Source organism: Methylotuvimicrobium alcaliphilum 20Z (assembly GCF_000968535.2).
In the GTDB taxonomy this organism is placed as follows: domain Bacteria; phylum Pseudomonadota; class Gammaproteobacteria; order Methylococcales; family Methylomonadaceae; genus Methylotuvimicrobium; species Methylotuvimicrobium alcaliphilum.
The window spans coordinates 2,250,914-2,273,506 of the sequence record NC_016112.1 but is presented as its reverse complement, the minus strand read 5'-3'; the positions used below and the strand labels follow the sequence as shown (position 1 = coordinate 2,273,506).

Annotated in this window: 23 protein-coding genes; 19 read left to right on the top strand and 4 right to left on the bottom strand. The window is 47.8% G+C overall.

Going from position 1 to position 22,593, the window contains the following annotated elements; translation table 11 throughout:
- The first annotated feature begins 213 nt into the window (after positions 1–213).
- Complete coding sequence (locus MEALZ_RS09730) at positions 214–597, top strand: hypothetical protein (RefSeq protein WP_014148457.1); 384 nt, start codon at positions 214–216, stop codon at positions 595–597.
- A 178-nt stretch (positions 598–775) separates the two neighbouring features.
- Positions 776–1,090, top strand: coding sequence for a pyrimidine/purine nucleoside phosphorylase (ppnP, locus tag MEALZ_RS09725; RefSeq protein WP_014148456.1), 315 nt, complete (start codon positions 776–778; stop codon positions 1,088–1,090).
- 350 nt (positions 1,091–1,440) lie between these two features.
- Here ppnP and MEALZ_RS09715 read toward each other — a convergent pair whose 3' ends face one another.
- Both MEALZ_RS09715 and MEALZ_RS09710 read right to left on the bottom strand, forming a co-directional pair.
- Positions 1,441–2,127 carry a metallophosphoesterase family protein gene (locus MEALZ_RS09715; protein ID WP_014148454.1) on the bottom strand — a complete coding sequence of 229 codons (687 nt, stop codon included), beginning with the start codon at positions 2,125–2,127 and terminating at the stop codon, positions 1,441–1,443.
- 473 nt (positions 2,128–2,600) lie between these two features.
- Complete coding sequence (locus MEALZ_RS09710; RefSeq protein WP_014148453.1) at positions 2,601–3,722, bottom strand: aminotransferase class V-fold PLP-dependent enzyme; 1,122 nt, start codon at positions 3,720–3,722, stop codon at positions 2,601–2,603.
- 205 nt (positions 3,723–3,927) lie between these two features.
- Here MEALZ_RS09710 and MEALZ_RS09705 point away from each other — a divergent pair, with 205 nt between their 5' ends.
- Entirely contained in the window at positions 3,928–4,335 is a 408-nt protein-coding gene (locus MEALZ_RS09705; RefSeq protein WP_014148452.1) for a ketosteroid isomerase-related protein, read from the top strand.
- Between the two features lie 73 nt (positions 4,336–4,408).
- On the opposite strand, the gene MEALZ_RS09700 is transcribed toward MEALZ_RS09705, so the two are convergent.
- Complete coding sequence (locus tag MEALZ_RS09700) at positions 4,409–4,849, bottom strand: VOC family protein (RefSeq protein WP_014148451.1); 441 nt, start codon at positions 4,847–4,849, stop codon at positions 4,409–4,411.
- 191 nt (positions 4,850–5,040) lie between these two features.
- On the opposite strand from MEALZ_RS09700, the gene hypB reads away from it, so the two are divergent.
- From hypB to MEALZ_RS09670, 8 genes are all read left to right on the top strand, one after another.
- Positions 5,041–5,898, top strand: coding sequence for a hydrogenase nickel incorporation protein HypB (gene hypB, locus MEALZ_RS09695; RefSeq protein WP_014148450.1), 858 nt, complete (start codon positions 5,041–5,043; stop codon positions 5,896–5,898).
- Positions 5,899–5,907: 9 nt separating this feature from the next.
- The gene (gene hypD, locus MEALZ_RS09690) at positions 5,908–7,032 is read left to right on the top strand and encodes a hydrogenase formation protein HypD (protein ID WP_014148449.1); all 1,125 of its coding nucleotides are present in this window, start codon (positions 5,908–5,910) and stop codon (positions 7,030–7,032) included.
- Between the two features lie 68 nt (positions 7,033–7,100).
- Positions 7,101–9,326 carry a carbamoyltransferase HypF gene (gene hypF / locus MEALZ_RS09685; protein ID WP_231692892.1) on the top strand — a complete coding sequence of 742 codons (2,226 nt, stop codon included), beginning with the start codon at positions 7,101–7,103 and terminating at the stop codon, positions 9,324–9,326.
- A gap of 544 nt (positions 9,327–9,870) precedes the next feature.
- Positions 9,871–10,365 carry a universal stress protein gene (locus MEALZ_RS09680; RefSeq protein WP_014148447.1) on the top strand — a complete coding sequence of 165 codons (495 nt, stop codon included), beginning with the start codon at positions 9,871–9,873 and terminating at the stop codon, positions 10,363–10,365.
- A gap of 47 nt (positions 10,366–10,412) precedes the next feature.
- On the top strand, positions 10,413–10,568 hold the full coding sequence (locus tag MEALZ_RS23420; RefSeq protein ID WP_014148446.1) for a hypothetical protein: 156 nt from the start codon (positions 10,413–10,415) through the stop codon (positions 10,566–10,568).
- On the top strand, positions 10,569–10,823 hold the full coding sequence (locus MEALZ_RS23415) for a SulP family inorganic anion transporter (protein WP_014148445.1): 255 nt from the start codon (positions 10,569–10,571) through the stop codon (positions 10,821–10,823). It abuts the gene before it with no gap.
- Positions 10,824–10,828: 5 nt separating this feature from the next.
- Positions 10,829–10,963: a hypothetical protein gene (locus MEALZ_RS23740; RefSeq protein ID WP_014148444.1), complete on the top strand. Its 135-nt coding sequence runs from the start codon at positions 10,829–10,831 to the stop codon at positions 10,961–10,963.
- Positions 10,964–11,118: 155 nt separating this feature from the next.
- Positions 11,119–11,793, top strand: a complete 675-nt coding sequence (locus MEALZ_RS09670) for a response regulator (RefSeq protein ID WP_014148443.1) — start codon at positions 11,119–11,121, stop codon at positions 11,791–11,793.
- A 548-nt stretch (positions 11,794–12,341) separates the two neighbouring features.
- Here MEALZ_RS09670 and hypE read toward each other — a convergent pair.
- Entirely contained in the window at positions 12,342–13,367 is a 1,026-nt protein-coding gene (gene hypE, locus MEALZ_RS09665) for a hydrogenase expression/formation protein HypE (RefSeq protein ID WP_014148442.1), read from the bottom strand.
- 201 nt (positions 13,368–13,568) lie between these two features.
- Between hypE and MEALZ_RS09660 the strand changes: the two genes are divergently transcribed.
- From MEALZ_RS09660 to MEALZ_RS09620, 8 genes are all read left to right on the top strand, one after another.
- Positions 13,569–14,156 carry a HupE/UreJ family protein gene (locus tag MEALZ_RS09660; RefSeq protein ID WP_014148441.1) on the top strand — a complete coding sequence of 196 codons (588 nt, stop codon included), beginning with the start codon at positions 13,569–13,571 and terminating at the stop codon, positions 14,154–14,156.
- A gap of 20 nt (positions 14,157–14,176) precedes the next feature.
- Positions 14,177–14,413, top strand: a complete 237-nt coding sequence (locus tag MEALZ_RS09655; protein ID WP_014148440.1) for a HypC/HybG/HupF family hydrogenase formation chaperone — start codon at positions 14,177–14,179, stop codon at positions 14,411–14,413.
- Entirely contained in the window at positions 14,406–14,756 is a 351-nt protein-coding gene (hypA, locus tag MEALZ_RS09650) for a hydrogenase maturation nickel metallochaperone HypA (protein WP_014148439.1), read from the top strand. Before MEALZ_RS09655 ends, hypA begins: the two co-directional genes overlap by 8 nt.
- Before the next feature lie 125 nt (positions 14,757–14,881).
- Positions 14,882–15,049 carry a rubredoxin gene (locus tag MEALZ_RS09645; protein ID WP_014148438.1) on the top strand — a complete coding sequence of 56 codons (168 nt, stop codon included), beginning with the start codon at positions 14,882–14,884 and terminating at the stop codon, positions 15,047–15,049.
- An 11-nt stretch (positions 15,050–15,060) separates the two neighbouring features.
- Positions 15,061–16,074, top strand: a complete 1,014-nt coding sequence (locus tag MEALZ_RS09640) for an NAD(P)/FAD-dependent oxidoreductase (RefSeq protein WP_014148437.1) — start codon at positions 15,061–15,063, stop codon at positions 16,072–16,074.
- 60 nt (positions 16,075–16,134) lie between these two features.
- Positions 16,135–18,405, top strand: coding sequence for a PAS domain S-box protein (locus tag MEALZ_RS09635; protein WP_014148436.1), 2,271 nt, complete (start codon positions 16,135–16,137; stop codon positions 18,403–18,405).
- A 398-nt stretch (positions 18,406–18,803) separates the two neighbouring features.
- Positions 18,804–20,555: a protein kinase domain-containing protein gene (locus tag MEALZ_RS09625; protein WP_014148435.1), complete on the top strand. Its 1,752-nt coding sequence runs from the start codon at positions 18,804–18,806 to the stop codon at positions 20,553–20,555.
- 140 nt (positions 20,556–20,695) lie between these two features.
- The gene (locus MEALZ_RS09620; protein WP_014148434.1) at positions 20,696–22,579 is read left to right on the top strand and encodes a serine/threonine protein kinase; all 1,884 of its coding nucleotides are present in this window, start codon (positions 20,696–20,698) and stop codon (positions 22,577–22,579) included.
- Positions 22,580–22,593 lie beyond the last annotated feature (14 nt).

Here is a 22,593-nt window from a genome sequence, read left to right as displayed (position 1 = left end):
TACTAAGTAAATATTTCTGAGTGTGTTACTATGGATTTTGTAAGGTCTTAGCGTGAGGCTTGCTCATGGCAAGGCCCTACATTGGCTAAAGTTAGACAAGACGCTCAATATGCATGCGCATCAGGTTTGCGGAACACGCGTCTTACCCGCGATCGTAATCCCGAGGTTTTAGCAATAGCCAAAATTATTAACTCACAAAAGGTAAACTAGAACATGAAATTTTTAAAACAGATCGTCATCGCTCTCGCCGTCACTTTTTCCCTAGGAAGCTTTACTCAAGTCCTGGCCGCAGGAAAGATTGAAAACGCAACACCGGAAGAAGTTGCCGCATCTATTGCAGGCGCCGCGCAAAAGTCAGAGGATGCTTTGGCTGCACTGAAAAACGGCGAAGCTGACGAAACTGTACTGGAGCTGATTAAAGGAGCGCGTCAAGACTCTAAGCGCATTGAAGTTGGCAGATTGGATGTCAAAAGAACTAGATCTGCAGCTCATTTGAAAAAAGCACGTAGAGCCGTCAGAAACGGCGACAAAGCTCAAGCCGAGGCTTCTTTAATCGAAGCAATTAAAGGCTACCAAGAAGTTAAAGCCGAATATTAATTTAAGTTAAACCGGGCGCTTGGGCAACTACAGTTTGCCCAAGCTTGACCAAATCTCATCACGCGTTAAAGTCCCTCCTGAGCTCCCGCTCTCCGCAATCCCACCTACTTTTAATGTAGAGCAGCTCAAAAGTCTGCTAAAATCGCATCCTTTTTACTGTGCATAATAAAGGATCGCCATGTCGAAATTCCATAATGTTTCTGTCATCAAAAAAGCTAATGTCTACCATAACGGTAATGTTACGAGTCGTACCGTTAAGTTTGTCGACGGTAGCATCAAAACTTTAGGCTTTATGTTGCCTGGAGAATACACTTTTACCACCACCGATAAAGAATTGATGGAAATAATCGACGGAGAACTTGAGGTTTTATTACCGGACTCCGAACAATGGCAAAAAGTTAAAGGGGGCGAGTCGTTCGACGTTCCTGCGAATGCGCAATTTCAAATTAACATCAAAAGCCCTACCGATTATTGCTGCTCTTATTTTAAATAACGCGCGCGGATTCAAATAACAATAACTCTTCCCAATAATTATACCCATCGCAGATCAAAATTCGGCGCCGGGGTGTCCGTCAAAGGACGCCGTGAACCCAGCACCTAAATTATCCAAGACAATTAACCATAGCCAATGGGCTATGGAATTTAGGTGCTGGGTAAATACATCCCTGTAGGCTCTATGCCAGCCCCATGCGGCCCCTGGCGCCTCTTCAGGCACTGCCGAAATTTGAAGTGCGAAAGATACACTTATCATCAACTTCGGCATTTTTGCAATGGTTTCCGCGTCGCGTTTTCGGCAAATATTTGCTCAATCAATATCAAAATAGCCTTCATGACATTCATTGCTTAGTCGGTCTTTACCGGGTAGAACTTACCGGAAAGATCGACAACACTCCGGTCGGCAACCCCGAAGACCTCGATGTCATAAGGTAACTTTGCATAATAACTGTCATGCTGATGCCCATGAAAAATTTTTTTAACCCCCATGGCCTTAGCAATATCATCAATCGCGCTAAAACCGTATTCATGGCAACCTGGCGCTTCATGCGTCACCAATATATCGGCTTTAAGGCGCTTCAATGACTCCACTTCGTCGTGCCAAATTGCCGATTTTAATTTAAGCGATAATCCATTTTTTTTAATATGCCCAGGCTGGCTAGCGAGATAATGCGCTTTGTTTTTCCATCGGGGCTTTTGCGGCGGATACCAGATGCGTCCAAGGAATATTCCGCCTAAACCGGCTATTCGAAGCCCGGCGATTTCACGGACTTTCAAATGAAGGCCGTATTCGGCCAATTCGGAGTTGAAAAGATAATGATAACGGCGCGGAAAGTCGAAATCGTGGTTGCCTGGAATCCACCAAATTCGTGTCAAACCGATTATCTTTTGTAGATACTGCTCCAAAGGTCGTTCAAGGTCGCAATCGCCTAATAAAACTACTGCATCAGGTCTATTTTCAATCGCCGCATCAATCAAAGATTGAAAATCTCCATGGGGGTCTCCGGCAAATAAAATCCGATTATTCCGGCTCATAGACTATCGATGGACATTTTGAAGTCATCACTTGATATAAGAAAGCAACCGATTTTGACGTGCGGAGGTATTTGAAGCAAGTGAAATTGCTAAATACCAGCAATTCCCAATTTGGAGATCAAAAAGGGTATGGGGTATGCTTGGCGAAGATGTCGGCAGCAGGGCGGATTTTTGCTCCTCGGCAATTGCTCCTGCATTGCCCTACTACACGCCATCCTTGGCGTAATGCAAAATCTGCATTCACGCCATCCTTGGCGTTCGAGCTGCCGCCAAGCCCCCATGGATGGGTTTACGGCGCTCCTCGACAGGCATACCCCACACCCTAAAATCGGCGAAACTGCTCAAACTGGGAATTGCTGGCTAAACACCCCTTACCGGTAAAATCGTTATAGACCGTTCATGCTTCGACTTGGCTCAGCACGAACGACCTACAACACATGCCAACTGCTCTTTTTAGATTTAAAAGCGATCCCTTAAAAGCTTGACAAGCTATCCAGTACACGCTCGATGTCGGCCTCCGAATGATAAAAGTGCGGTGAAAAGCGAACTCCTTGGCCTCTCAATGCGCAAACGATACCACAGGCTTGCAATTGCTTGAACAACAGCTTATTCGCCAGTGTTTTATGTCTAAATACGACGATACCGGATTTCAATTTGCGAGTTCGGAGGCTAATCAATTCCAAGCGTTCATTTTGCATAATACCTTCGGCAAGCCGATCGGCGTTGGCAAGAACTGCTGCTTCAACATGACCCATACCAATTTCCAGCAGCAATGACAAACTGGCCGATAAGGCATGAATCCCCAGCATGTTTGGGCTACCGCACTCGAATCGCTTGGCGCCGGGATGTACTTCCCAGGGCTTGTTTTCATAGTTGTGGATATGTTTAACCATGTGCCAGCCGAACTGAGTCAATTGCAATTGCGCTCGGGCGGCCGGGTGCGTGTAGAAAACCCCCAAGCCTTCGGGACCGCACATCCATTTATGACCGTCGGCCATCACAAAATCGGCTTGATAAGCTTGCACATCGAATTCAACAGCTCCTAAACTTTGAATCGCATCAATGCAGAACAGGATACCGTTGGCTTTACAAAACCGGCCTATTTTTTCCAAATCCAGACGTAAGCCCGAAGCGAATTCTATCGAACTCACGGTCAATAAGCGTGTATTGTTATCGACTAATGCAAATAGCGCCTCTTCCGGAGCGGAAGTACCGTTCAAGTCTGCCTGGCGAAATTCGACGCCACGTCCTGCCAAGGATTGCCAGGGTATGCGATTGGAAGGAAATTCCTCGTTTGTCGAGACGATATTGTCGCCGTCGTTCCAATCCAAGCCGTAAGCGACAAACGAAAGCGCTTCTGAAGTATTTTTAACCAACGCTATATCGTCAGACGAAGGCGCATTCAACAAAGCTTGTAGCTGAATGCGAAGCTCGTTTTCTTTTTTGAGCCAATCGGGGTAATGGTAAGCTCCGAACTGCGTGTTTTGCTCGGCAAATGCTTTTACGGCATTGCATGCCCGTAGTGGCCAGGGAGCAACAGCAGCATGGTTTAAATAAATTAATTCCTCGGCCAATGGAAATTCAGGATGATTCATACGTCAAGTCCGTTCTAGTAATGTCCCCGGGAAGACTAAACAAGCGACCGCTGTAATGCAAGCATCTGCGTCAATTAGACGCGCCTGTCACCGCCGAATCAGACCCGATCGAAACTGAATGCCATGCATTCTATGGCGTAAAAACCAATACAACGATAAAATAGTCGGTTTTTTAAAAGTTACCTTTCAATCCCTAGAGGCCATTATGAATCAAGATACCATTAACTTAGTACAACAATACTACGCTGCTTTCAATGCCGGCGACATGGATACCTTCTTAAGCTTGCTGACCGATGACGTCATTCACGATATCAATCAAGGCGAGCGCCAAATCGGCAAAGAGGCCTTTACGCAGTTCATGGCTTGCATGAACAATAATTACAAGGAAGAATTAGTCGACATGGTCATCATGACTACCCCGGACGGCAAACGCGCCGCCGCGGAGTTTGTCGTCTTGGGCGAATACTTACAAACGGACGAAGGCTTGCCGGAAGCTGCCGGACAAACTTACAGACTGCCTGCGGGCGCCTTCTTCGAAATCCGTGATAACAAAGTCGCTCGCATTTCCAATTATTACAACTTGCAAGACTGGATTGCTCAAGTTAATAGCTAATTCGGCTTTCAATCGATTCCCGAGTCCCGGCGCGGGAATCGAATGCCTAAATTTCCAAATCCGGCGGACTTAATTACCACGTTCCGGTATTTTGCATCGACGCCCAAGGCTCCTTCGGCTCCAACGGCTCGCTTTTTTGCAGTAACTCGATCGAAATTTCATCCGGCGAGCGAATGAAGGCCATATGACCGTCCCGAGGCGGCCGATTAATCGTAACGCCTGCATCCATCAATTTTCGGCACGTTTCGTAAATGTCGTCGACCTCGAAAGCCAAATGGCCGAAGTTGCGGCCGCCGGTGTATTCCTCAGGGTCCCAATTGTAGGTCAATTCCAGTAACGGCGCCTCTTGGTTCTCGGCCTGCTCCTTATCTTTCGGCGCCGCCAAATAAACGAGCGTAAAGCGGCCCGGCTCGCTCTCCATTCGCTTGGTTTCGATCAATCCGAGCTTATTGCAATAAAAATCCAATGCTTCTTCCAAATCGCGAACCCGTACCATCGTGTGTAAATAACGCATCTTATTGACTCCTTAAATACAAAAAAACAGTTTATGGGAATTTCACTCCGAGATTCAACCTTCCAATCTTACTCAGGATTGCCGAATTTTGAGTACCCTCAAACCTTCGAAGTGTTATTATCGGCTTGTGCCATTCATAGCGCTCATATAACATAGCTATGCACTAATTAGAAGTAATAGAGGCCACCCCTATGTGCAACACCTGCGGTTGTAATATCACGCCCGGTAATCGTCCGTTTGTTTTAGCGGAAAAACCGGCTAACGGTACCACGACGGTCACGGTACTGAAAAATTTACTCGCCAAAAACGACAGCCAAGCCGAACATAACCGGAGCCATTTCGATGCCCGGAAAGTCTTGGCGATCAACCTGATGTCCTCGCCCGGCTCAGGCAAAACCGCCTTGCTCGAAGCGACGATCAAGCGCCTGAACGGTTCTTTACGCTTGGCCGTAATCGAAGGCGATCTTGAAACCGAAAACGATGCCGCCAGAATTCGCGCGCATGGCGTTCCCGCCTATCAAATCACGACAGGGACTGCGTGTCATCTCGACGCGCATCTGATTCACGATGCCCTGCATCATATCGACTTGTCGTCTATCGATATCTTGTTCATAGAAAATGTCGGCAACCTCGTTTGTCCGGCCAGTTTCGATCTAGGACATCATCTGAACGTCACCCTGCTCTCGACGACCGAAGGCGACGACAAACCGGCCAAGTATCCGGTCATGTTCCGAGCTGCGGATTTGATGCTGATCACCAAGACCGACTTATTGCCGTTTCTCGACGATTTTTCACCGGAAAGGGCCGAACAAGCACTACGTAATTTAGCCAGTAAAGCTCCTGTGTTTAACCTATCTTCTCGGCAGAATGGCGATTCCGGATTGGGTGCCTGGATTGATTGGCTGCACGAACAACTCCAAGCGCATCGAAATAAACTGGCGCAACAACAAACGACACGCCCTAACGTCCAGCGCGACGGCCAACTATTACACGCCGATCCGGCGCAAGTCCGCTTTCGCCCGGTTGTTAAAGCCGGCGCACCAGCCTAAGGTCTTCCGATGGCACTCGATGCACGACAATGGCTCGATAAAATCCGCGCACTGCCGTTGACCTCGCCGGTGCGCATCATGAACGTCTGTGGCGGTCATGAGCGTTCGATTTCGATGGCGGGACTCAGAAGCGCCCTGCCCGACATGATCGACCTAATTCCGGGTCCCGGCTGCCCGGTTTGCGTTTGTCCGGAAGAAGACATTTATCAAGCGATACAAATCGGCCTGAACGAACCCGATAGCATCGTCGTGGCGTTCGGCGACATGCTGCGCGTGCCGGTCAATGTTTCGAGCAAGTCGGTACGTTCTCTCGAACAAGCCAAAGCCGCCGGCGCCGACATTCGCCCGATCGCCTCGCCTTCCGAAGCGGTTCGAATTGCGAAATCCGAACCCGGTAAAACCGTCGTATTTTTCGTCGCCGGCTTCGAAACGACCTGCGCCCCGGTCGCCGGTATGCTCGCCGAAGGCATTCCCGATAACTTATTGCTGCTAATGAGCGGTCGCCTGACTTGGCCAGCGGTTGAGATGCTACTCGACTACGAAACGCCGTCGTTCGATGCGCTGATTGCCCCGGGCCATGTTTCAACCGTGATGGGGCCTGAGGAATGGCAATTCGTCGTGGACCGCCACGGCTTCCCGGCCGCGATTGCCGGTTTCACGCCGGACAGTTTATTGGCGGCGATTTATTCTGTCTTACGACAAAAACTCGACGGCCGAATTTTTTTGGATAATTGCTACGAGCAAGTCGTTAAACCGCATGGCAATCCGACCGCGCGCCGATTGGTCGAAAGCACCCTGACGATCGTCGACGCCCCTTGGCGAGGAATCGGCATCATACCAGCCTCAGGACTTGAGCTTAGCGCCGACTATGCACAGCATAACGCCCGGCTTCGTTTTCCCGTTCATGCCGAAAATGCGAGAAAAAATGCCGGCGCGATGCCGCCGGGCTGCGACTGTGCAAGAGTCGTGCTGGGCCGCATCAAGCCGGTCGATTGCAAGCTCTTCGGCGCCTCCTGCACGCCGCGCTCGCCGGTTGGCCCGTGCATGGTTTCCGATGAAGGCGCCTGCCGAATTTGGTGGTCGTCGGGAATCAGGACTCGATCAGCCGAACACGAAGAAACGACTTGCACTTAATTTGCTGAACCCGCCTTGTATTGATATCCACTCTAACAACCTCTTTCCGCAAAAACGATGCGCGCCGCTTGATAGTCACAGGTCAAGTGCAAGGCGTCGGATTTCGCCCCTTCATATGCCGTTTGGCCCATGAATTAAACTTAAGCGGTTGGGTGCTTAACCGGGCCGGTACTGTTGAAATTTTGATACAAGGCGAACCGAACCGGATCGACCGGTTCATGGAACGTCTCATCGATAACGCCCCTCCTCTCTCAAAACCGACACTCGCAAGCTGGCAAACCGCCGAACCCGACGACCTGGATACGTTTTCGATTCTCGATAGCATTACCGAGTCGGCTTCTGCCATTCACATACCGCCTGATTATTATTTATGCGGCGACTGTCTTGCCGAAATGAGCGATCCGAAACAACGCCGTTACCGTTACCCGTTCATCAATTGCACGCAATGCGGACCCCGTTACACGCTGATCAAAAAACTGCCCTACGACCGTGTCAACACCGCGATGTCCGAATTCGAACTGTGTTCCGACTGCCGAAAAGAATACGAAAATCGCCTGGACAGGCGATTTCACGCTCAACCTTTGGCATGCCCGCTCTGCGGACCGTCATTGACTTTTCACATCGCCGGTGAAAAAACCATTTCGGATACCGGAAAGGCTTTGACCGCCTGCATCGAAGCCTTACGCGCAGGGGCAATCGTTGCGGTCAAAGGCGTCGGTGGTTATCACTTGATCTGCGATGCAAGCTCGGAGGCAATAGTCCAACGCTTGCGAGAACGAAAACAACGCGCCCGCAAACCGCTCGCGGTTCTCCTTCCTTGGCGCGGTCCAAAAGGTCTAACAGCCGTGATGGAATACGCAGAACCCGACCCGGCAGAATTGACTTTATTGCAAGACCCGCTCCGTCCTATCGTCTTGGTCGAGAAACGGAACAGTAGTCCACTGGCCGAATCCGTCGCCCCCGGTATCACCGAAATCGGCATCATGCTGCCTTATAGCCCATTGCATCATCTATTAAGCGCTGACTTTGGCGGTCCTTTGGTTGCGACATCGGCGAACATCAGCGGCGAACCGGTCATGACCGACGGCGATGAAGTCGAGAGGCGATTAAGCCGGGTAGCCGATGCTTTTTTACATCATAACCGTCCGATATTGAGACCGGCGGACGACGGGGTCTTCAGAAAAATTGCCGGTAGCATGAGACCGATTAGACTGGGCCGCGGCTGTGCACCTTTGGAAATGACACTACCGTTTACGTTACAAGAGCCGGTGCTTGCAGTGGGCGGACACATGAAAAATGCCATAGCACTAGCTTGGGACGACCGCGCCGTGATATCTCCGCATATCGGCGACCTCGGATCGAGGCGGAGTCAAGAAGTCTTCGAACAAACCATAGACGAGCTCGCAACGCTCTACGGCATAAGCATCAGAAAAGTCATTCGCGACGCGCACCCCGATTACCGTTCGAGCCGATGGGCCGAACAATCGGGATTTCCGGTAACGCAGGTATTTCATCATCACGCCCATGCCTCGGCATTAGCCGGCGAATACGGCTTATTCGAAACCATGCTGGTTTTTACCTGGGACGGGACCGGCTACGGCGAAGACGGCACGATCTGGGGAGGCGAAGCGTTATTGGGCAAGCCCGGGGAATGGCGACGCGCGGGATCTTTAAAACCCTTCAGAATACCCGGCGGCGACAAAGTCGGTCGCGAACCGTGGCGAAGCGCAGCGGCTTTATTTTGGGAATGCGGCCGGGAATGGCAAGAATGCCCATTCCCTACCGAACTCTTGAAAAAAGCTTGGCAACACGAGCTCAATGCGCCTTTATGCAGTTCCGCCGGCAGATTGTTCGATGCCGCATCGGCATTGCTAGGGCTGGTATCGACAGCCGATTACGACGGCCAAGCTCCGATGGAACTGGAAGCCTTGAGCGCCGATGGCGGACCGGGGCCAATGCTTCCCTTGGCACAAGACGAAAACGGCATTTGGCGCAGCGATTGGACGCCTTTATTGGCGATGCTGCAAAACAAGAAATTATCTAAACAAGAACGAGCCGGTCAATTTCATGCCAGTCTAGCCGAAACGATCCGAGGTCAGGCTATCCGGATTAGAACAACGCACCGAATCGACCGAATTGGTCTCTGCGGCGGCGTGTTTCAAAATAAACGATTGACCGAATTGGCGATAAACTACTTGAAACAGGAAGGCTTCGAGGTTTATCTACCGGAACGATTACCGGGAAACGACGCAGGCATCAGTTACGGACAAATCATCGAAGCCTGCCCGGTTTGAACCATTGTCGACAAACTCTATACTTTTCGTAGCGATAGTCACTGGAATAATGACAATTTCGAGCTGAACCGATACAGTTTGACTTATTCTGATTTCACGCAAAAACTGACTAGCCCCCCACACTTTACTGCCATTAAGTTAAGCCATTCGTAGTGAGCCTGTTGAGCCATGAACAGCTTAACAAATCAACTCAGACTTTTCTGCTCTCCTTTCGACTTAGCTCAGCACGAACGGTCTATAACATATGCTAACTGCTCTTTTTATGTTCAAGGCCTTTGCCTTTGCAATATAGCACTCCGCATTTAATTGATCAGTTCCCTGCATTTAAAGCCCATTAGCACTTGGTCACCCTCTTTTTTAAAAAAATAGTTACCTCCGGGTTCATTCGATTTAAATCCCTTAAATTCCTCAAGCCGCAACACATCTCTTCTCGCCGTGTAAGTTTCACGAAAGTTTCAAGCAAGTTTCGCGAAAGCTTGGTGAAAGGCATGTGAAAGTATTAATCAATAACATGAGCTTGCCCCATTTTTAAGAGGATTGAAATATGAAAAGAACAATCTTGATTCCGACCGATTTTTCGGTGGAATCGCTAAATTTGGTCAAGCATACCCTAGCTAACGCCGGAGACGACAAGCTCCATTTCGTCTTGACGCATTGCCGATTTCTTTCCGATTGTCCAATCGACCTTTTGTATTTTTCAAAGACCGAATTGCTTCAGTCCTTGAAGACTCCGGAATTCAAAAAAACATGCAAGGCCTTACGTCAAAGCTATTCAGCCGACAAGGTACTAATTAAAACGGAGCTCTTTACCGGCTTGAATCAAGCCGCTTTCAACGCCTTTATCGACGGCAACCAAATCGATGAAGCCGTCATTCCGAAACGGTACAACCCTAGGTTAAACCGGCAACCCAGCTTCAATCCGATTCCTTTCATTCGCAAAAGTCGCCTGAAAATTACCGAAGTTTCATTAGGCGCTAAGCAAAACAGTCAAGGCAACCAAAGCTTGACACTATTGCCGAATGGCTTCCTACGTGCTTAGCGTTATGAAGTTGGGCATTTATTAACTTGATATTTTGCGAGCAATTTATGAGTACTATTCAAAAACATATTCAAGAAGGATCCGGCGGCTCCGGTAAAAAAACTGAGCCGCAAACCAATCAACCGACATCGATTTTGCAGCGGCTGAAGGAATCCAACACCTTCTGGGACAGCCGTTTCGAAGATTTAACCCGCGAAACCTAGTTGAAAACCACCTATCGCGACTTCAGCGCCGGACTCATCGTTGCGTTGACCGCAATCCCAATGGCAATGGGATTCGCAACGGCGATGGGGCTGCGGCCGGAACAAGGCATCATCGCCGGCGCACTGGCCTGTATCATCGGCCGGACCTGGAGCGGTTCTAAGTATCAAGTTTACGGGCCGACCGCCGCCTTCATTCCGATCACGGCGAAGCTGGCGGAGACACATTCGCCGAGGCGCACGGTTTTTTGGTTTTAGTCTCGGTGATCGCCGGTATTATTTTAATGCTGATGGGCGTTTTCGGGCTAGGTAAATATGCCAAGCTGGTCCCCAATTCCATCAATGAGCATTATGGAGGCTTTATTGGTCAGCCGATTCTGGGAACGGCCGGATCCTAAAACTAACTAAAGGAGAAACGATAGATGATGTTTAATCCTCCGGAAATTCCGGGGGATTAAACCTACAACGACCAAAGAAAGAACGGCAAAAAACACCCGTTGGCTCGTTAACGAGCAACCGAGGAAACAATGTAATTTACAGCGCGATCAAAACTATGAAAATCTTACTCGTAGAAGACGATGCCGTTCTGGCGGATGGATTGGCATATACCCTCTCCCGATCCGGCTATGATGTCACCTGTGCACCGAACGGCAATTATGCGGAAGGCGCTTTGCTCGCACAAGACTTTGACTTGTTGATACTGGATTTAGGATTACCCGACATGGACGGCAGCGAAATCTTATGGAAACTGAGAATGCGCAAAGATACGGTTCCCATCTTGATTTTAACGGCTCGAGACGGATTAAACGACCGAATCGATGGGCTTAAGCGCGGCGCGGATGATTACATGGTGAAACCATTCGATTGTAGGGAATTGGAATCACGCGTCCATGCTCTAATTCGTCGAAGTTACTGCGGTTTTAGTAAAGATATTGTGGTTGGTAGGCTAACCCTCGACACGCTTGAGCACCAAGTTCTAGTCGACGGAGATCCATTGATTTTGTTTCAGCGCGAATATGGCGTACTTGAAACGCTTATGCTACAGGCCGGATACGTAGTCAGTAAGGATAAAATCGCTCAGCGTTTATCGACTGGCGGAGATGAACTAGGCGATAATGCCATAGAAGTCTATATACACCGTTTACGTAAACGTCTTAAGCCTTTCGAAGTCAATATCAGAACTATAAGAGGGTTGGGATATTTGCTGGAAAACGGCAAAAATACTTAAATTTTGTGCGACTGGCCGGTATATTGCCGGATTAAATGATCGAAACGTTTCACGTTACGATCTTTGAAACCTATCATCACCACGACTCATAACCAAAACGATTCATCTTTTATTTCGTTGAGTAAATAAGGAAGTATTCACCCAGCGCCTAAATTCCATAGCCCATTGGTTACTGTGAAAGTTCGTAGATTTAGGCTCTTTATATCTAATTTTTCGATATACGAAGCTCGGCAGAGAAAATGTCGGCTCCGAAGAGAGCGCGGTTGCTCGACCGGCAGGCGTCGGCGGCAGGGATAACCGCCGTCGAGCCCACACGGACGTATTCACGGCGCCCTGTCGGGCGAGTGGCAGCACCCTTCGCCACCAGAGAACTTTCATTTGCCGGGGCGATGGCTAGGCCTTCATGAACGTTATGGTTAACTATCTTTGATAATTAAGGTGCTGGGTTCACGGCGCCCTGTCAAGCGAGTCATCAAACCGCCAAAAACCTACTGCTTGTATAAGTTATTTTGTGCATATTCCTAAGGTATGTTTGACAGCTCGAAGATCTAACATATCCGCGGCAGCGGGTCGTCTTCAAGCTCCTCTAGTATTCGTTCACCGCCTAACGCCGTCTCCAAAATCACCTGGGCCCTACCGGCATGAACTTCGCCGATAATCGCCGCATCGCTACAACCCGCGCTACGCATTCTTTTAAGCGCTTCTTCGGCATCGCCGGCACTGACTACGGCCATTACCCTCCCTTCGCAGGCTAAATAATAAGGGTCGTAACCTAAGATTTCGGCGACGGTTTTAACTTGCTCGTTAATCGGTATCTTCGATTCGAGCAGTTTGACCGTGCCGGCGACAGCCGAGGCAATTTCGTGCGCGACAGTCGCTATTCCGCCTCGGGTCGGGTCGCGCATAAATCGTAACCCGGGCAGATCCAGCAATGCACGCGTCACCGGGAAAACACTCGCCGCGTCGGATTTTAACGTTCCGCTCAAGCCGAATTGCTCGCGTGCCAACAACACGGCACAACCATGATCGCCGGCAGTTCCGCTAAGCAAAATGCAATCGCCGGCCTCGATATTATCAATACCCAGATTGATAGAATGGCAGCGTTTACCGACACCGGTTACGGCAAAATAAACACCGCCGCCCTGCCCCCGGCGTAATACTTTAGTATCGCCGGCTACGATATCAACACCGCATTCTCGGCAAGCTTCAGCCATGCTGCGAATAAGTCGATCAAGTACGGCTATCTCCAAGCCTTCTTCGATAAATGCATTGAGACTCAAGTAACGCGGCGTTGCGCCTGCCACCGCTAAATCATTCACGGTTCCATGGATAGCCAGACTACCGATATTACCGCCGGGAAATTCTAATGGATCGACCGTAAAACCGTCCGTCGTGATCATCAACTCACCATCCGATTCGTCGAAAGGCATGGCGGCCGCATCGGCACGGGTATCGAGCCAGGCATTATCGAGATATTTAGCGAATAAATGCTCGATCAATTCGCGCATGAAACGTCCGCCATTACCATGTGCAAGCGTAATGTAGGTATCGGAAAATGAATGTTCTGTTATCATGATGGCTATAGTAAAACTCTTAGGTGGGTTTGTTTTTCAGGATGCGTAAGCCGTAAAGCCATTCAACAATCACGACTCTATTAACTGCTTTTGCCGCCAAGATACTAGCATGTTATAAAACCTATTGTCCTGGAGCATTAAGCCGGTTTTTTCACAACAAGTACGAAGTTTTATCCTCAAATTTAGCCGAAAAGGTGTGACATGAATATAAAGTCTATCAATGCAATAATCGGAATCACCGCGTTCTCCGCTTACGGTACGGCGGCTCAAGCCCATACCTTCGGCGCGGAAGGCGCGGGTTTTGCCGAAGGATTCATCCATCCGTTCATAGGCGTCGATCACTTGCTGGCGATGTTGGCAATTGGCATTTGGGCCGTACAATTAGGTCATAAAGCACTCTGGCGCTTGCCGGTTGCTTTTGTCGGCACGATGAGCCTGTCAGCATTATTGGCCTCGTATGGCCTGAATCTGCCTTTGCTTGAGTTTGCCATAGCCGCAACGGTATTGCTTTTAGGCGTTTTTTTAATGTTTTCGGTGCGTTTACCCGTCGTCACCAGTATGCTGATCGCAGGTTTATTCGCAAGCGTCCATGGCTATGCGCACGGACTGGAAATGCCGCAAGCCGGATCGCCTTTATTCTACGGCGCCGGTTTCATTGTCGCGACTTCACTGGTTCATGCGTTCGGCATTACGATGGCCGTGCTAATTAAACGCCGGCTTTGGTTGACTCGAGCCGGGGGGCTAGCAATTGCGGCCGCGGGACTTTACCTAACCACTATCACAATTTAAAACTCATTTCGGGAATTCTCATGTGTCTTGCCATTCCTATGCAAATTGCCTCTATTAACGGTAGTCGCGCTATTTGTTCGATCAAAGGCATCGAACGAGAAGTCAGTTTGTTTTTACTGCAGGATGAACCGATAGGCATCGGCGATTATGTTCTCATCCATGTCGGCTATGCAATCCAGAAAATCAGTGCGGAAGAAGCGCGGTCAACTTGGGAATTACTCGATCAAATGCTAACCGAGGATGCGCAGCATGCATGAACTCTCGCTATGCGAGGATTTGCTGGATCAAGTAAAAAATCTGGCCCGGCAACATCAAGCAACGAAAGTTGCTAGCATCACGGTTAAAATCGGTGTTTTATCGGGTGTAGAGCCCTTATTGTTGCAAAGCGCTTTTGAAATCAATCGCGTCGATACCATAGCCGATGGTGCCGTTTTGATTATTGAACGACAAGCGGCGCAAATCGTCTGTGAACAGTGCGGCATCGAGTCGGAGGTGCCGGCTAATCGGCTCTATTGCCCAGTCTGCCAAAGCCGGGATACTCGGCTTACTGCCGGCAGCGAAATGATTCTCGAAAGGCTTGAACTGGATACCTTGGCTTGACTGTTATGTTAAAACTCATGTTTGCCTTGGCTTAGCTAATTGAGTTATAAATAAATCACTATCGGTATTTCATAGAAAATTGTGTTTGGTACGACTATTTCATCCATCATTAATAAGGCAACGTTATGGCAGATTATAAAAAATATCAATGTTTAGAATGCGGACATATTTACGACGAGCAATTAGGTGATCCGGATAGCGGAATCGAACCCGGCACTCGTTGGGAAGATATTCCTGATGATTGGGTTTGCCCTGAGTGCGGAGCTGAAAAAAGCGCTTTCGAGCCCCTCTAAGTATTATTGCCATGAAAGTCGTGATAATCGGATCGGGGTTTGCCGGCATAACCTTTGCCGAAAAACTACATACTTTAAACCCGGATGCTCGTATCACCGTGGTAACACGGGAAAGCGACGGCTTTTATTCTCGGCCGTTGCTTTCTCACGGCTTTAGCAAGGAGGGTATAGAGCAGTCCATCATTCTCAAAACTTTTGAAACTATTCGACAAAAAAGGATTGAAGTTCTAACAGAGACCGAAGCGGAAGTTATCGATCGCCACCATAAAATCGTCAATTTGGCAGCCGAATCAATAAAAACAACTATAGACTATGATGTTTTAGTTTTAGCCCAAGGTTCCGCAGCCTTCATCCCGCCGGCGTTAATGGCCGATCGCAATAATTTTCATCTCCTTAACAGCCTTGCCGACCTCAAAGAATTACGTCAGATACGACAAACGTTGTTGAACAAGAACAAACCGCCTCATTGGGCGATTATCGGCGGCGGCTTAATCGGTTGCGAAGTGGCATCGGATTTAGCCGTTTCGGGAGATAAAGTTAGCCTGTTTCATGCCATGGATCGCTTGATGGAGCGGCAACTGAGCAATGGCGACTCGGCAAAACTGCTTAAAATTTTGAAAAATAGCGAAGTTAACGTTTTATTTAACCAATCTGTCACCGGCATCGACAAGAAAAACGGCGAAATACTTGTTAATTCCAATAACGGCGGTAAATTTGATGCGGCTTTAGTCTCTTGTGGATTCAAGCCGAGAACTGAACTTGCTGCCGCAGCGGGACTGGCTGTCAACCGAGGGATAAAAGTGAATTCATTCATGCAAACCACCGATCCGGCCATCTTTGCAATCGGTGACGTCGCCGAATTACCTAACGGTAAACTATATGCCTTTATTTTGCCGATACGCGGGCAAGCGCAATGGCTGGCTGAATACTTAGTCGATGAAGATATTCAACCTTGGATAGCCCCGGACTTTAAGCCCAAATCGAAGGTACATGGTTTTGTCGCCGATAATCCACAGTTTTTTTAATTTTTGATCGATTACTACTGCCCAGTCTTTTGATTCACACTACCAAATAAACCGATTAACATGCATTCGTTTATCGACGGCCCGGTTTTAAGCTTAATCATCGCCAGCATTGAAAACCGGACACCTTCGACACCGGTTATCGATGCGGTCAACGAAAGCGCAATCGCGCTTTTCGGTTATCAAACGCAACAGCTAATCGATAAACCGCTCGACAGACTATTATCAGCGTCTAATCCTGCGAATTTTTGGCAGGAAATTCTGGAGAAAATGCCTTTCGAGCAAACCAGCATCAGTTTTCAAGCCGAACTGAAGGATGCAACCGATTCTCCATTCCCCGCATTGATTTCATTATGCCGCCTTGCTTTAAGCGAAACCGATAATGTAAGCCGATTTGCTTTGCTGATTCAAAAACTTGGTGAAAAAACCCAGCTCGACATCAACCTTATTTTAATGCTCAGAGCCGTTGAGCAAAGCGCTAGCGCAGTCATTATCACCGACCCTTCCGGACGCATCGAATACATTAATCCGAAATTTTGTGAAATGACCGGATACTCTAAGGAAGAGCTACTCGGTTTTAACCCGAAAATTTTGCAGTCGGGCGATACGACCGCCGAGCAATATCTAAACATGTGGCAACAACTGTTAAGTCGGGGCGAATGGCGCGGAGAAATTAAAAATCAAAAGAAAAACGGTGAAGATTACTGGGCGTTTGAAAGCATCAGCACCATAAAAAACAGCCAAGGCCAAATTACGCACGTTCTCGCTGTCGAAGAAGATATCACCGAACGCAAGCATTTTGAAGCGGCGCTTAAGGAAAGCGAGGAACGGTTTCGGCAAATGGCCGAAATGACCGGAGAATGGCTGTGGGAGCAAGACCCGAACGGCTATTACATCTATAGCAGTAATGCGGTCGATACCATCATCGGCTACACCCCTGAAGCCGTTTTAGGAAAGCACTATACGGAGCTGTTGACACCTCAGGATCAAACTAGCTTTCAGCCTTATTCTTCGGTACATAAACCTTTCTATTCGCTACTTAATCATTATCGACATAAGGACGGGCACGAGGTAATCGCCGAATCTACCGGATTACCGATAACTGACAAACAAGGCAATTTGATTAAATGGCGCGGCGTGGACAGAGATATCACGGCACGTAAACATTATGAAGACGCATTAATAGAAAGCGAGAAAAGAACAAGGTTGATCATTGAAACCGCGCTCAATGCCATTATCATCATGGATTCCTACGGCATCATTACCGATTGGAACCAAAGAGCCGAACTCATGTTCGGATGGTCGCGCGAGGAAGCAATAGGTCAAAATGTCGCCGGGTTGATTGTACCTAAACGCTTTCGTAAATCGCTGAACGACGAACTGCAAACCTTTTTGCAAACCGGTAAAAGCCCGGTTTTGAATAAACTGACCGAACAGATCGCTTTACGTAAAGATGGTGTTGAATTTCCTATCGAACTCAGTGTAGCGCCGCTAAAAATAGGCCATGCTTACGAATTCAGCGGCTTTGTGCATGACATTACAGGGCGAAAAGCCGCCGAACGCCAAATACGCATGGCTCAAGTTAATTTGGCCATTGCGCAAAACGAAATGAGAATTGCTCAGAATATACAAGCATCTTTGCTTCCCTCTGCACCAGTTATATCGAATCAGTTCAAGATCACCGGGTTTTGCTTACCTGCTACGCAAGTCGGAGGCGATTATTTCGATTATTTTTACCGTGACGACACTCATCTCGACATGGTCATTGCCGACGTTTCCGGTCATGCCGTGGGACCCGCTTTATTTATGGTTTCGGCAAGAAGCGCCATTAGGGCGCAAGCGCATTGGCCGGCATCGCCGGCGCAAACGCTCAATGTATTAAATGACTTTCTGTTTGCCGATCTTAACCATTCCGACTACTTTATCACCTTATTTTACTTGCAATACGAGACACAAACTCACCACCTTAGGTATTCGAATGCCGGGCACCCGCCCCCTCTACTTTATCGCCGGACTCGAGCTCAATGCGAGCAACTCGACACGGAAGGACTCATCGTCGGCGTTCGGGAGCATGTCGAATTCGAGGAAAAAAGAACCGTGTTGGCCGAAGGCGATTGTTTGCTACTCTACACGGACGGCTTGACCGAGGCGGAAAACCCCCAAGGCGACTTCTTCGGTACCAAGCGGCTCGTGGATATTTTTTCTCATTCCACTGAATACGAGCCGGATGCCATCATCGATAATATTGTTCAACAGCTCAAACAATTTTGCCAAACCGAAGTGTTTAATGACGATATTACGCTGATGGTGTTTAAGAGAGTGAATAGTGAATAGTGAATAGTGAATAGTGAATAGTGAATAGTGAATGGACTGCTTGCTTGGATTTGGGTTCGGAAATACTTATTAATTTTTCTCGATTGAATTGAATGGTCTGCGCTATTGCTGCAGTTGGTGGGGACATTTCCGCTTTTTTACAAGCACCGGAAGGTTGACAATGCGTACCTTTCTTCAAGGACTTCCCGTTGTCCCAGTCATACTAGGTTACGCGATTGATGCCTTTCCTACCTTAAAAACGTTACGGACGGGTTTACAAAACCTCGTCCGGCTAATCATTGACTATTCACCTTTCACCTTTCACCTTTTACTATTTACCATTCGCTATTACCCGCCTATTATTTTGCATTATCATTTCGCTCATTAAGAGCCGTTACAGCCCGATTCACCGGAAAATCATGGAAACCCCATTAAGCCACTTTGTTCAGGTACTAAATTCTTTCCGCGAAGGCGAAGCAACCTTCGGCGATTTGTCGAAACAAATGCGTCAACTGCTTAGCGAACATCCCGAACAATCAGGCGAACTGCGCAAGTTGCTGGATGACTGCTTTGAACAGGGCTATTTACCACCGCAAATTCACCAGGGCTTAATCGTACAAACAACTCTATCTCTGCATAATGACGACGAAACACGAATAAGCACGTCCTCTCACGAGCAAGATGAAACCATTGTCTGGCCAACAACAAAAACCAATACACCAAAACCGGGCGAAATCATTCAACCGAATGTTGACTTCGAGAAAACCCGGTTGACCGATCGTTTCGAATCCACAGCCCAAAGGGGTGCGGTTAGTTCGGTTGATATAACATCCGGGCAAATGATTAATACGACTCGCGGCACTAGATATTCCGGATCATCGGGATTTAGCTCAACCGAATCTGAAAAAATCGGTATCGGCTCGGTGTTAAAAGACCGTTTCATACTGGAGGAATTGCTCGGTAGCGGCGGCATGGGCGTCGTTTATAAAGCGCTGGATTTACGTAAACAAGAAGCTCAAGATAAGTCTCCTTATGTCGCCTTGAAAATTTTAAACGACGAATTCAAGGATAACCCAACTTCCTATATTGCTTTGCAACGGGAGACCAGAAAGGCTCAAACATTGGCTCATCCGAATATCATTACCGTCTATGACTTCGACAGAGACCGATCGCATATTTTTATGTCGATGGAAGTATTGACCGGACAGTCGTTAAAAGACTACATCAATAAAGTTATTCCTAACGGTATGCCGTTCAAAAAAGCCTGGCACATTATCAAAGGCATGTGCTTGGCTTTGGCTTATGCGCACAAAAACGGCATTATCCATTCCGACTTTAAACCGGGCAATGTTTCGATATTAGAAAACGGCGAAGTCAAAGTCCTCGATTTTGGTATCGCCTGTGCAGTCCGTCCCGGTAAAGATCAGGACGAAACCATTTTCGATGCTCGTAGGGATTTAGGCGCATTGACGCCGGCTTATGCCAGCCTTGAAATGTTTTCTAATAAAGAGCCCGACCCTAGCGACGATGTTTACGCGCTTGCTTGCGTCATCTATGAAGTTTTGACTGGAAAGCATCCTTACGGAAAATTATCGGCACTCAAGGCCCATGAGCTTAATCTGCAACCTAAAACGGTGCCTAGCTTAAGTCGTCGGCAGTGGAAAGGCCTGCAACGCGCCTTGGCTTTGGAAAGAAAAGATCGCACTCCCTCGGTCAAGCAGCTCATCACCGACTTGCAGCCACAATCGCCCCTACCGATTATTCTGGGCACAATGGCTATAATAGCCATTGCCGTTACGACCGGAGGCTATATCAAACTATCGCAGGAAACCGACCCGCTTCAAGATAAAATTATTGAACTAACGCCGAAGCAACAACTTAAGGTCAAAGACTTATTGGAACTGGCTGAGATTCATTTTGAAGTCGGTTATCTGACCGCCCCGACCGGCAGTAATGCGTTATGGTCGTATCGACAAGCGCTTGAAATCGATCCTTATAATAAAGAAGCCAAAAACGGTTTAAAGAAGATTGCCGATATCCTGGCAGAACAAGCCCAGCAATTATATGCTGAAGGAAAATACGATGAAAGCCTAAGCAAAATTGAAGAAGGGCTCGAAGCAATACCCAAGCATGACGAATTATTGGCTTTGAAGAAAAAAATCTTAAATTAAACGAATTTATACCCATTGCAAAGCAAAATTTTAAATTATCCTTTAGTAAAAGTTTATGCGTTTTGATAAAAGAGTGCCGAAGCAGATAAAGACTATGACAATATTCAACAGAACACACGCCTGAGAGCAGCCGAGGTCAAATGCTTAACGACGAATCCCATTCCAATACATCGCTGATCGATGAAGACGACTCGACACGTTTTGCCACAAATCGTCCTTTGACTATTGAACCCGACAATAAAAATTCCGGTAATCAAAGATTCAAGAATCTGAGCGTACTCGATATTCTCGGTCAAGGCGGTGTCGGCCGGGTTTATCTAGCCTATGACGAGACCATCGGCAGGCGAGTCGCGGTCAAGGAAATGCTGGATGAACTAAGCGGCGACGCTGAACTCGATCATTCGTTTTTACATGAAGCCAAAATTACCGGAAAACTCGAACATCCGGGCATTGTTCCTGTTTATGAGCTAGGTCAACGAAACGACGGTAGGCCTTATTATGTGATGCGCTATATTAAAGGCGAAACGCTGGCCCGGAAATTCGAAAAAATATCCGACACCGATCCCAAAACTGGATTCAACCAACGCATTCAACTATTAGATACTTTAATCGATGTTTGCAATACCTTGGCCTATGCTCATGCCAAAGGCGTCATTCATCGCGACTTAAAACCCGCGAATATTATTGTCGGTAATTTCGGCGAAACCATCGTTGTCGACTGGGGATTAGCCCAGGTGCTGGACGATGACGACAATACCTATTTTTATCGAGAAGCTCTCACTCACCAACGCGATAGCTTAAGCGACTCAAGTACATCGGAAGCGCTGGGTACGCCCGCCTATATGGCGCCGGAACAATTCAGCGGTCGCGCGGATAAAACATCGGATGTTTACAGTTTGGGAATGATTCTCTATAAAATTATTACCGGCACTCAACCTTACCGCGGCTCGATTTCCGCAGTACAGCAACAAATAGAAAAGGATTCCGATACTCCCTCTCCTAAACAATTCAATACTGCAGCACCTCCTGAATTGATCGCGATTTGCGAAAAAGCCGTGCATAAGAATCCTTTGCAACGTTTTACCGATGCCGGAAAATTAGCTGAAGAATTGAAGGCTTTTCGTGACGGACGCATGGTCAATGTCTATGCCTATTCAAGACGTGAATTATTAAGCCGTTTTTTTGCACAAAATAAATTTGCCGTTTTCTTGACCGCCTTGCTACTCATTGCAATTAGTATCGGAGCGGGCTTTTCGCTTCATTATGCACACCAAATGCATGAAGCTAAACATGAAGCCGAACAAGCCTTAAGCCGAATCACTTTTTACGGAGAACGCTCACAGCAACAAGCACGTTCCATCGCGCATGCGCTGCAATCGAAAATCGCACTGGTATTTTCCGTTCTGAGCCAAGCGGCAGAAAAACTCAGCTCCGGCGATATCGACGAGTCGTCGATCTTAGAAGAATTACAAAACCGTTATCCGCAGTTTGATTCGTTTTTTATTCAACCTATTTCAGTGCTAACAGGAGCGTTTATCGCAAGTGAAGAAAACGATGAGCTAATACCGATTGCCGATTTCGAAAATAACCGACTTATTCTAAAATACCGAATGCCTATCAAAAAGGACGGTCGCATTGTCGAATACCTCGAAGCTAGAATGTCCCCGGAAAAGATACTGCCCAAACTGTTTGCGACCATTCTGAACCAGGATGAAATACAACCGGATATCTGGATCATGCGTAACGATGGCTTAATCCTGTATGACGCCAATTCGGACTATATCGGTACGAATCTTTTTATCGACCCGGTCAGCCGCCAATCACCCTCGCTGCAGGCTTTCGGGAGATTAGTCATGATCGATGACGACAGCATCAGTTATTACAGTTATCGCGAAGACGGCACAGAGGTCTTTAAAATCGCCGCTTGGGATTCTATTGAATTTAATGTCAAACACGATTGGAAAATCATTGTCGACTATACTTATCTGCGCAAAGAAATGAGGAACAAATTCCGTTTATTTTAAAAAGTAAAGCATAT

Coding starts and splice junctions, on each gene's coding strand:
- MEALZ_RS09625 (WP_014148435.1), top strand. CDS start 18,804: ATGGAAACCCCATTAAGCCACTTTGTTCAGGTACTAAATTCTTTCCGC.
- MEALZ_RS09730 (WP_014148457.1), top strand. CDS start 214: ATGAAATTTTTAAAACAGATCGTCATCGCTCTCGCCGTCACTTTTTCC.
- MEALZ_RS09710 (WP_014148453.1), bottom strand. CDS start 3,722: ATGAATCATCCTGAATTTCCATTGGCCGAGGAATTAATTTATTTAAAC.
- MEALZ_RS09680 (WP_014148447.1), top strand. CDS start 9,871: ATGAAAAGAACAATCTTGATTCCGACCGATTTTTCGGTGGAATCGCTA.
- MEALZ_RS09700 (WP_014148451.1), bottom strand. CDS start 4,849: ATGCGTTATTTACACACGATGGTACGGGTTCGCGATTTGGAAGAAGCA.
- MEALZ_RS09670 (WP_014148443.1), top strand. CDS start 11,119: ATGAAAATCTTACTCGTAGAAGACGATGCCGTTCTGGCGGATGGATTG.
- MEALZ_RS09705 (WP_014148452.1), top strand. CDS start 3,928: ATGAATCAAGATACCATTAACTTAGTACAACAATACTACGCTGCTTTC.
- MEALZ_RS09715 (WP_014148454.1), bottom strand. CDS start 2,127: ATGAGCCGGAATAATCGGATTTTATTTGCCGGAGACCCCCATGGAGAT.
- MEALZ_RS23420 (WP_014148446.1), top strand. CDS start 10,413: ATGAGTACTATTCAAAAACATATTCAAGAAGGATCCGGCGGCTCCGGT.
- hypB (WP_014148450.1), top strand. CDS start 5,041: ATGTGCAACACCTGCGGTTGTAATATCACGCCCGGTAATCGTCCGTTT.
- hypA (WP_014148439.1), top strand. CDS start 14,406: ATGCATGAACTCTCGCTATGCGAGGATTTGCTGGATCAAGTAAAAAAT.
- MEALZ_RS09645 (WP_014148438.1), top strand. CDS start 14,882: ATGGCAGATTATAAAAAATATCAATGTTTAGAATGCGGACATATTTAC.
- ppnP (WP_014148456.1), top strand. CDS start 776: ATGTCGAAATTCCATAATGTTTCTGTCATCAAAAAAGCTAATGTCTAC.
- MEALZ_RS09620 (WP_014148434.1), top strand. CDS start 20,696: ATGCTTAACGACGAATCCCATTCCAATACATCGCTGATCGATGAAGAC.
- MEALZ_RS09655 (WP_014148440.1), top strand. CDS start 14,177: ATGTGTCTTGCCATTCCTATGCAAATTGCCTCTATTAACGGTAGTCGC.
- MEALZ_RS09635 (WP_014148436.1), top strand. CDS start 16,135: ATGCATTCGTTTATCGACGGCCCGGTTTTAAGCTTAATCATCGCCAGC.
- MEALZ_RS09660 (WP_014148441.1), top strand. CDS start 13,569: ATGAATATAAAGTCTATCAATGCAATAATCGGAATCACCGCGTTCTCC.
- MEALZ_RS09640 (WP_014148437.1), top strand. CDS start 15,061: ATGAAAGTCGTGATAATCGGATCGGGGTTTGCCGGCATAACCTTTGCC.
- hypE (WP_014148442.1), bottom strand. CDS start 13,367: ATGATAACAGAACATTCATTTTCCGATACCTACATTACGCTTGCACAT.
- hypD (WP_014148449.1), top strand. CDS start 5,908: ATGGCACTCGATGCACGACAATGGCTCGATAAAATCCGCGCACTGCCG.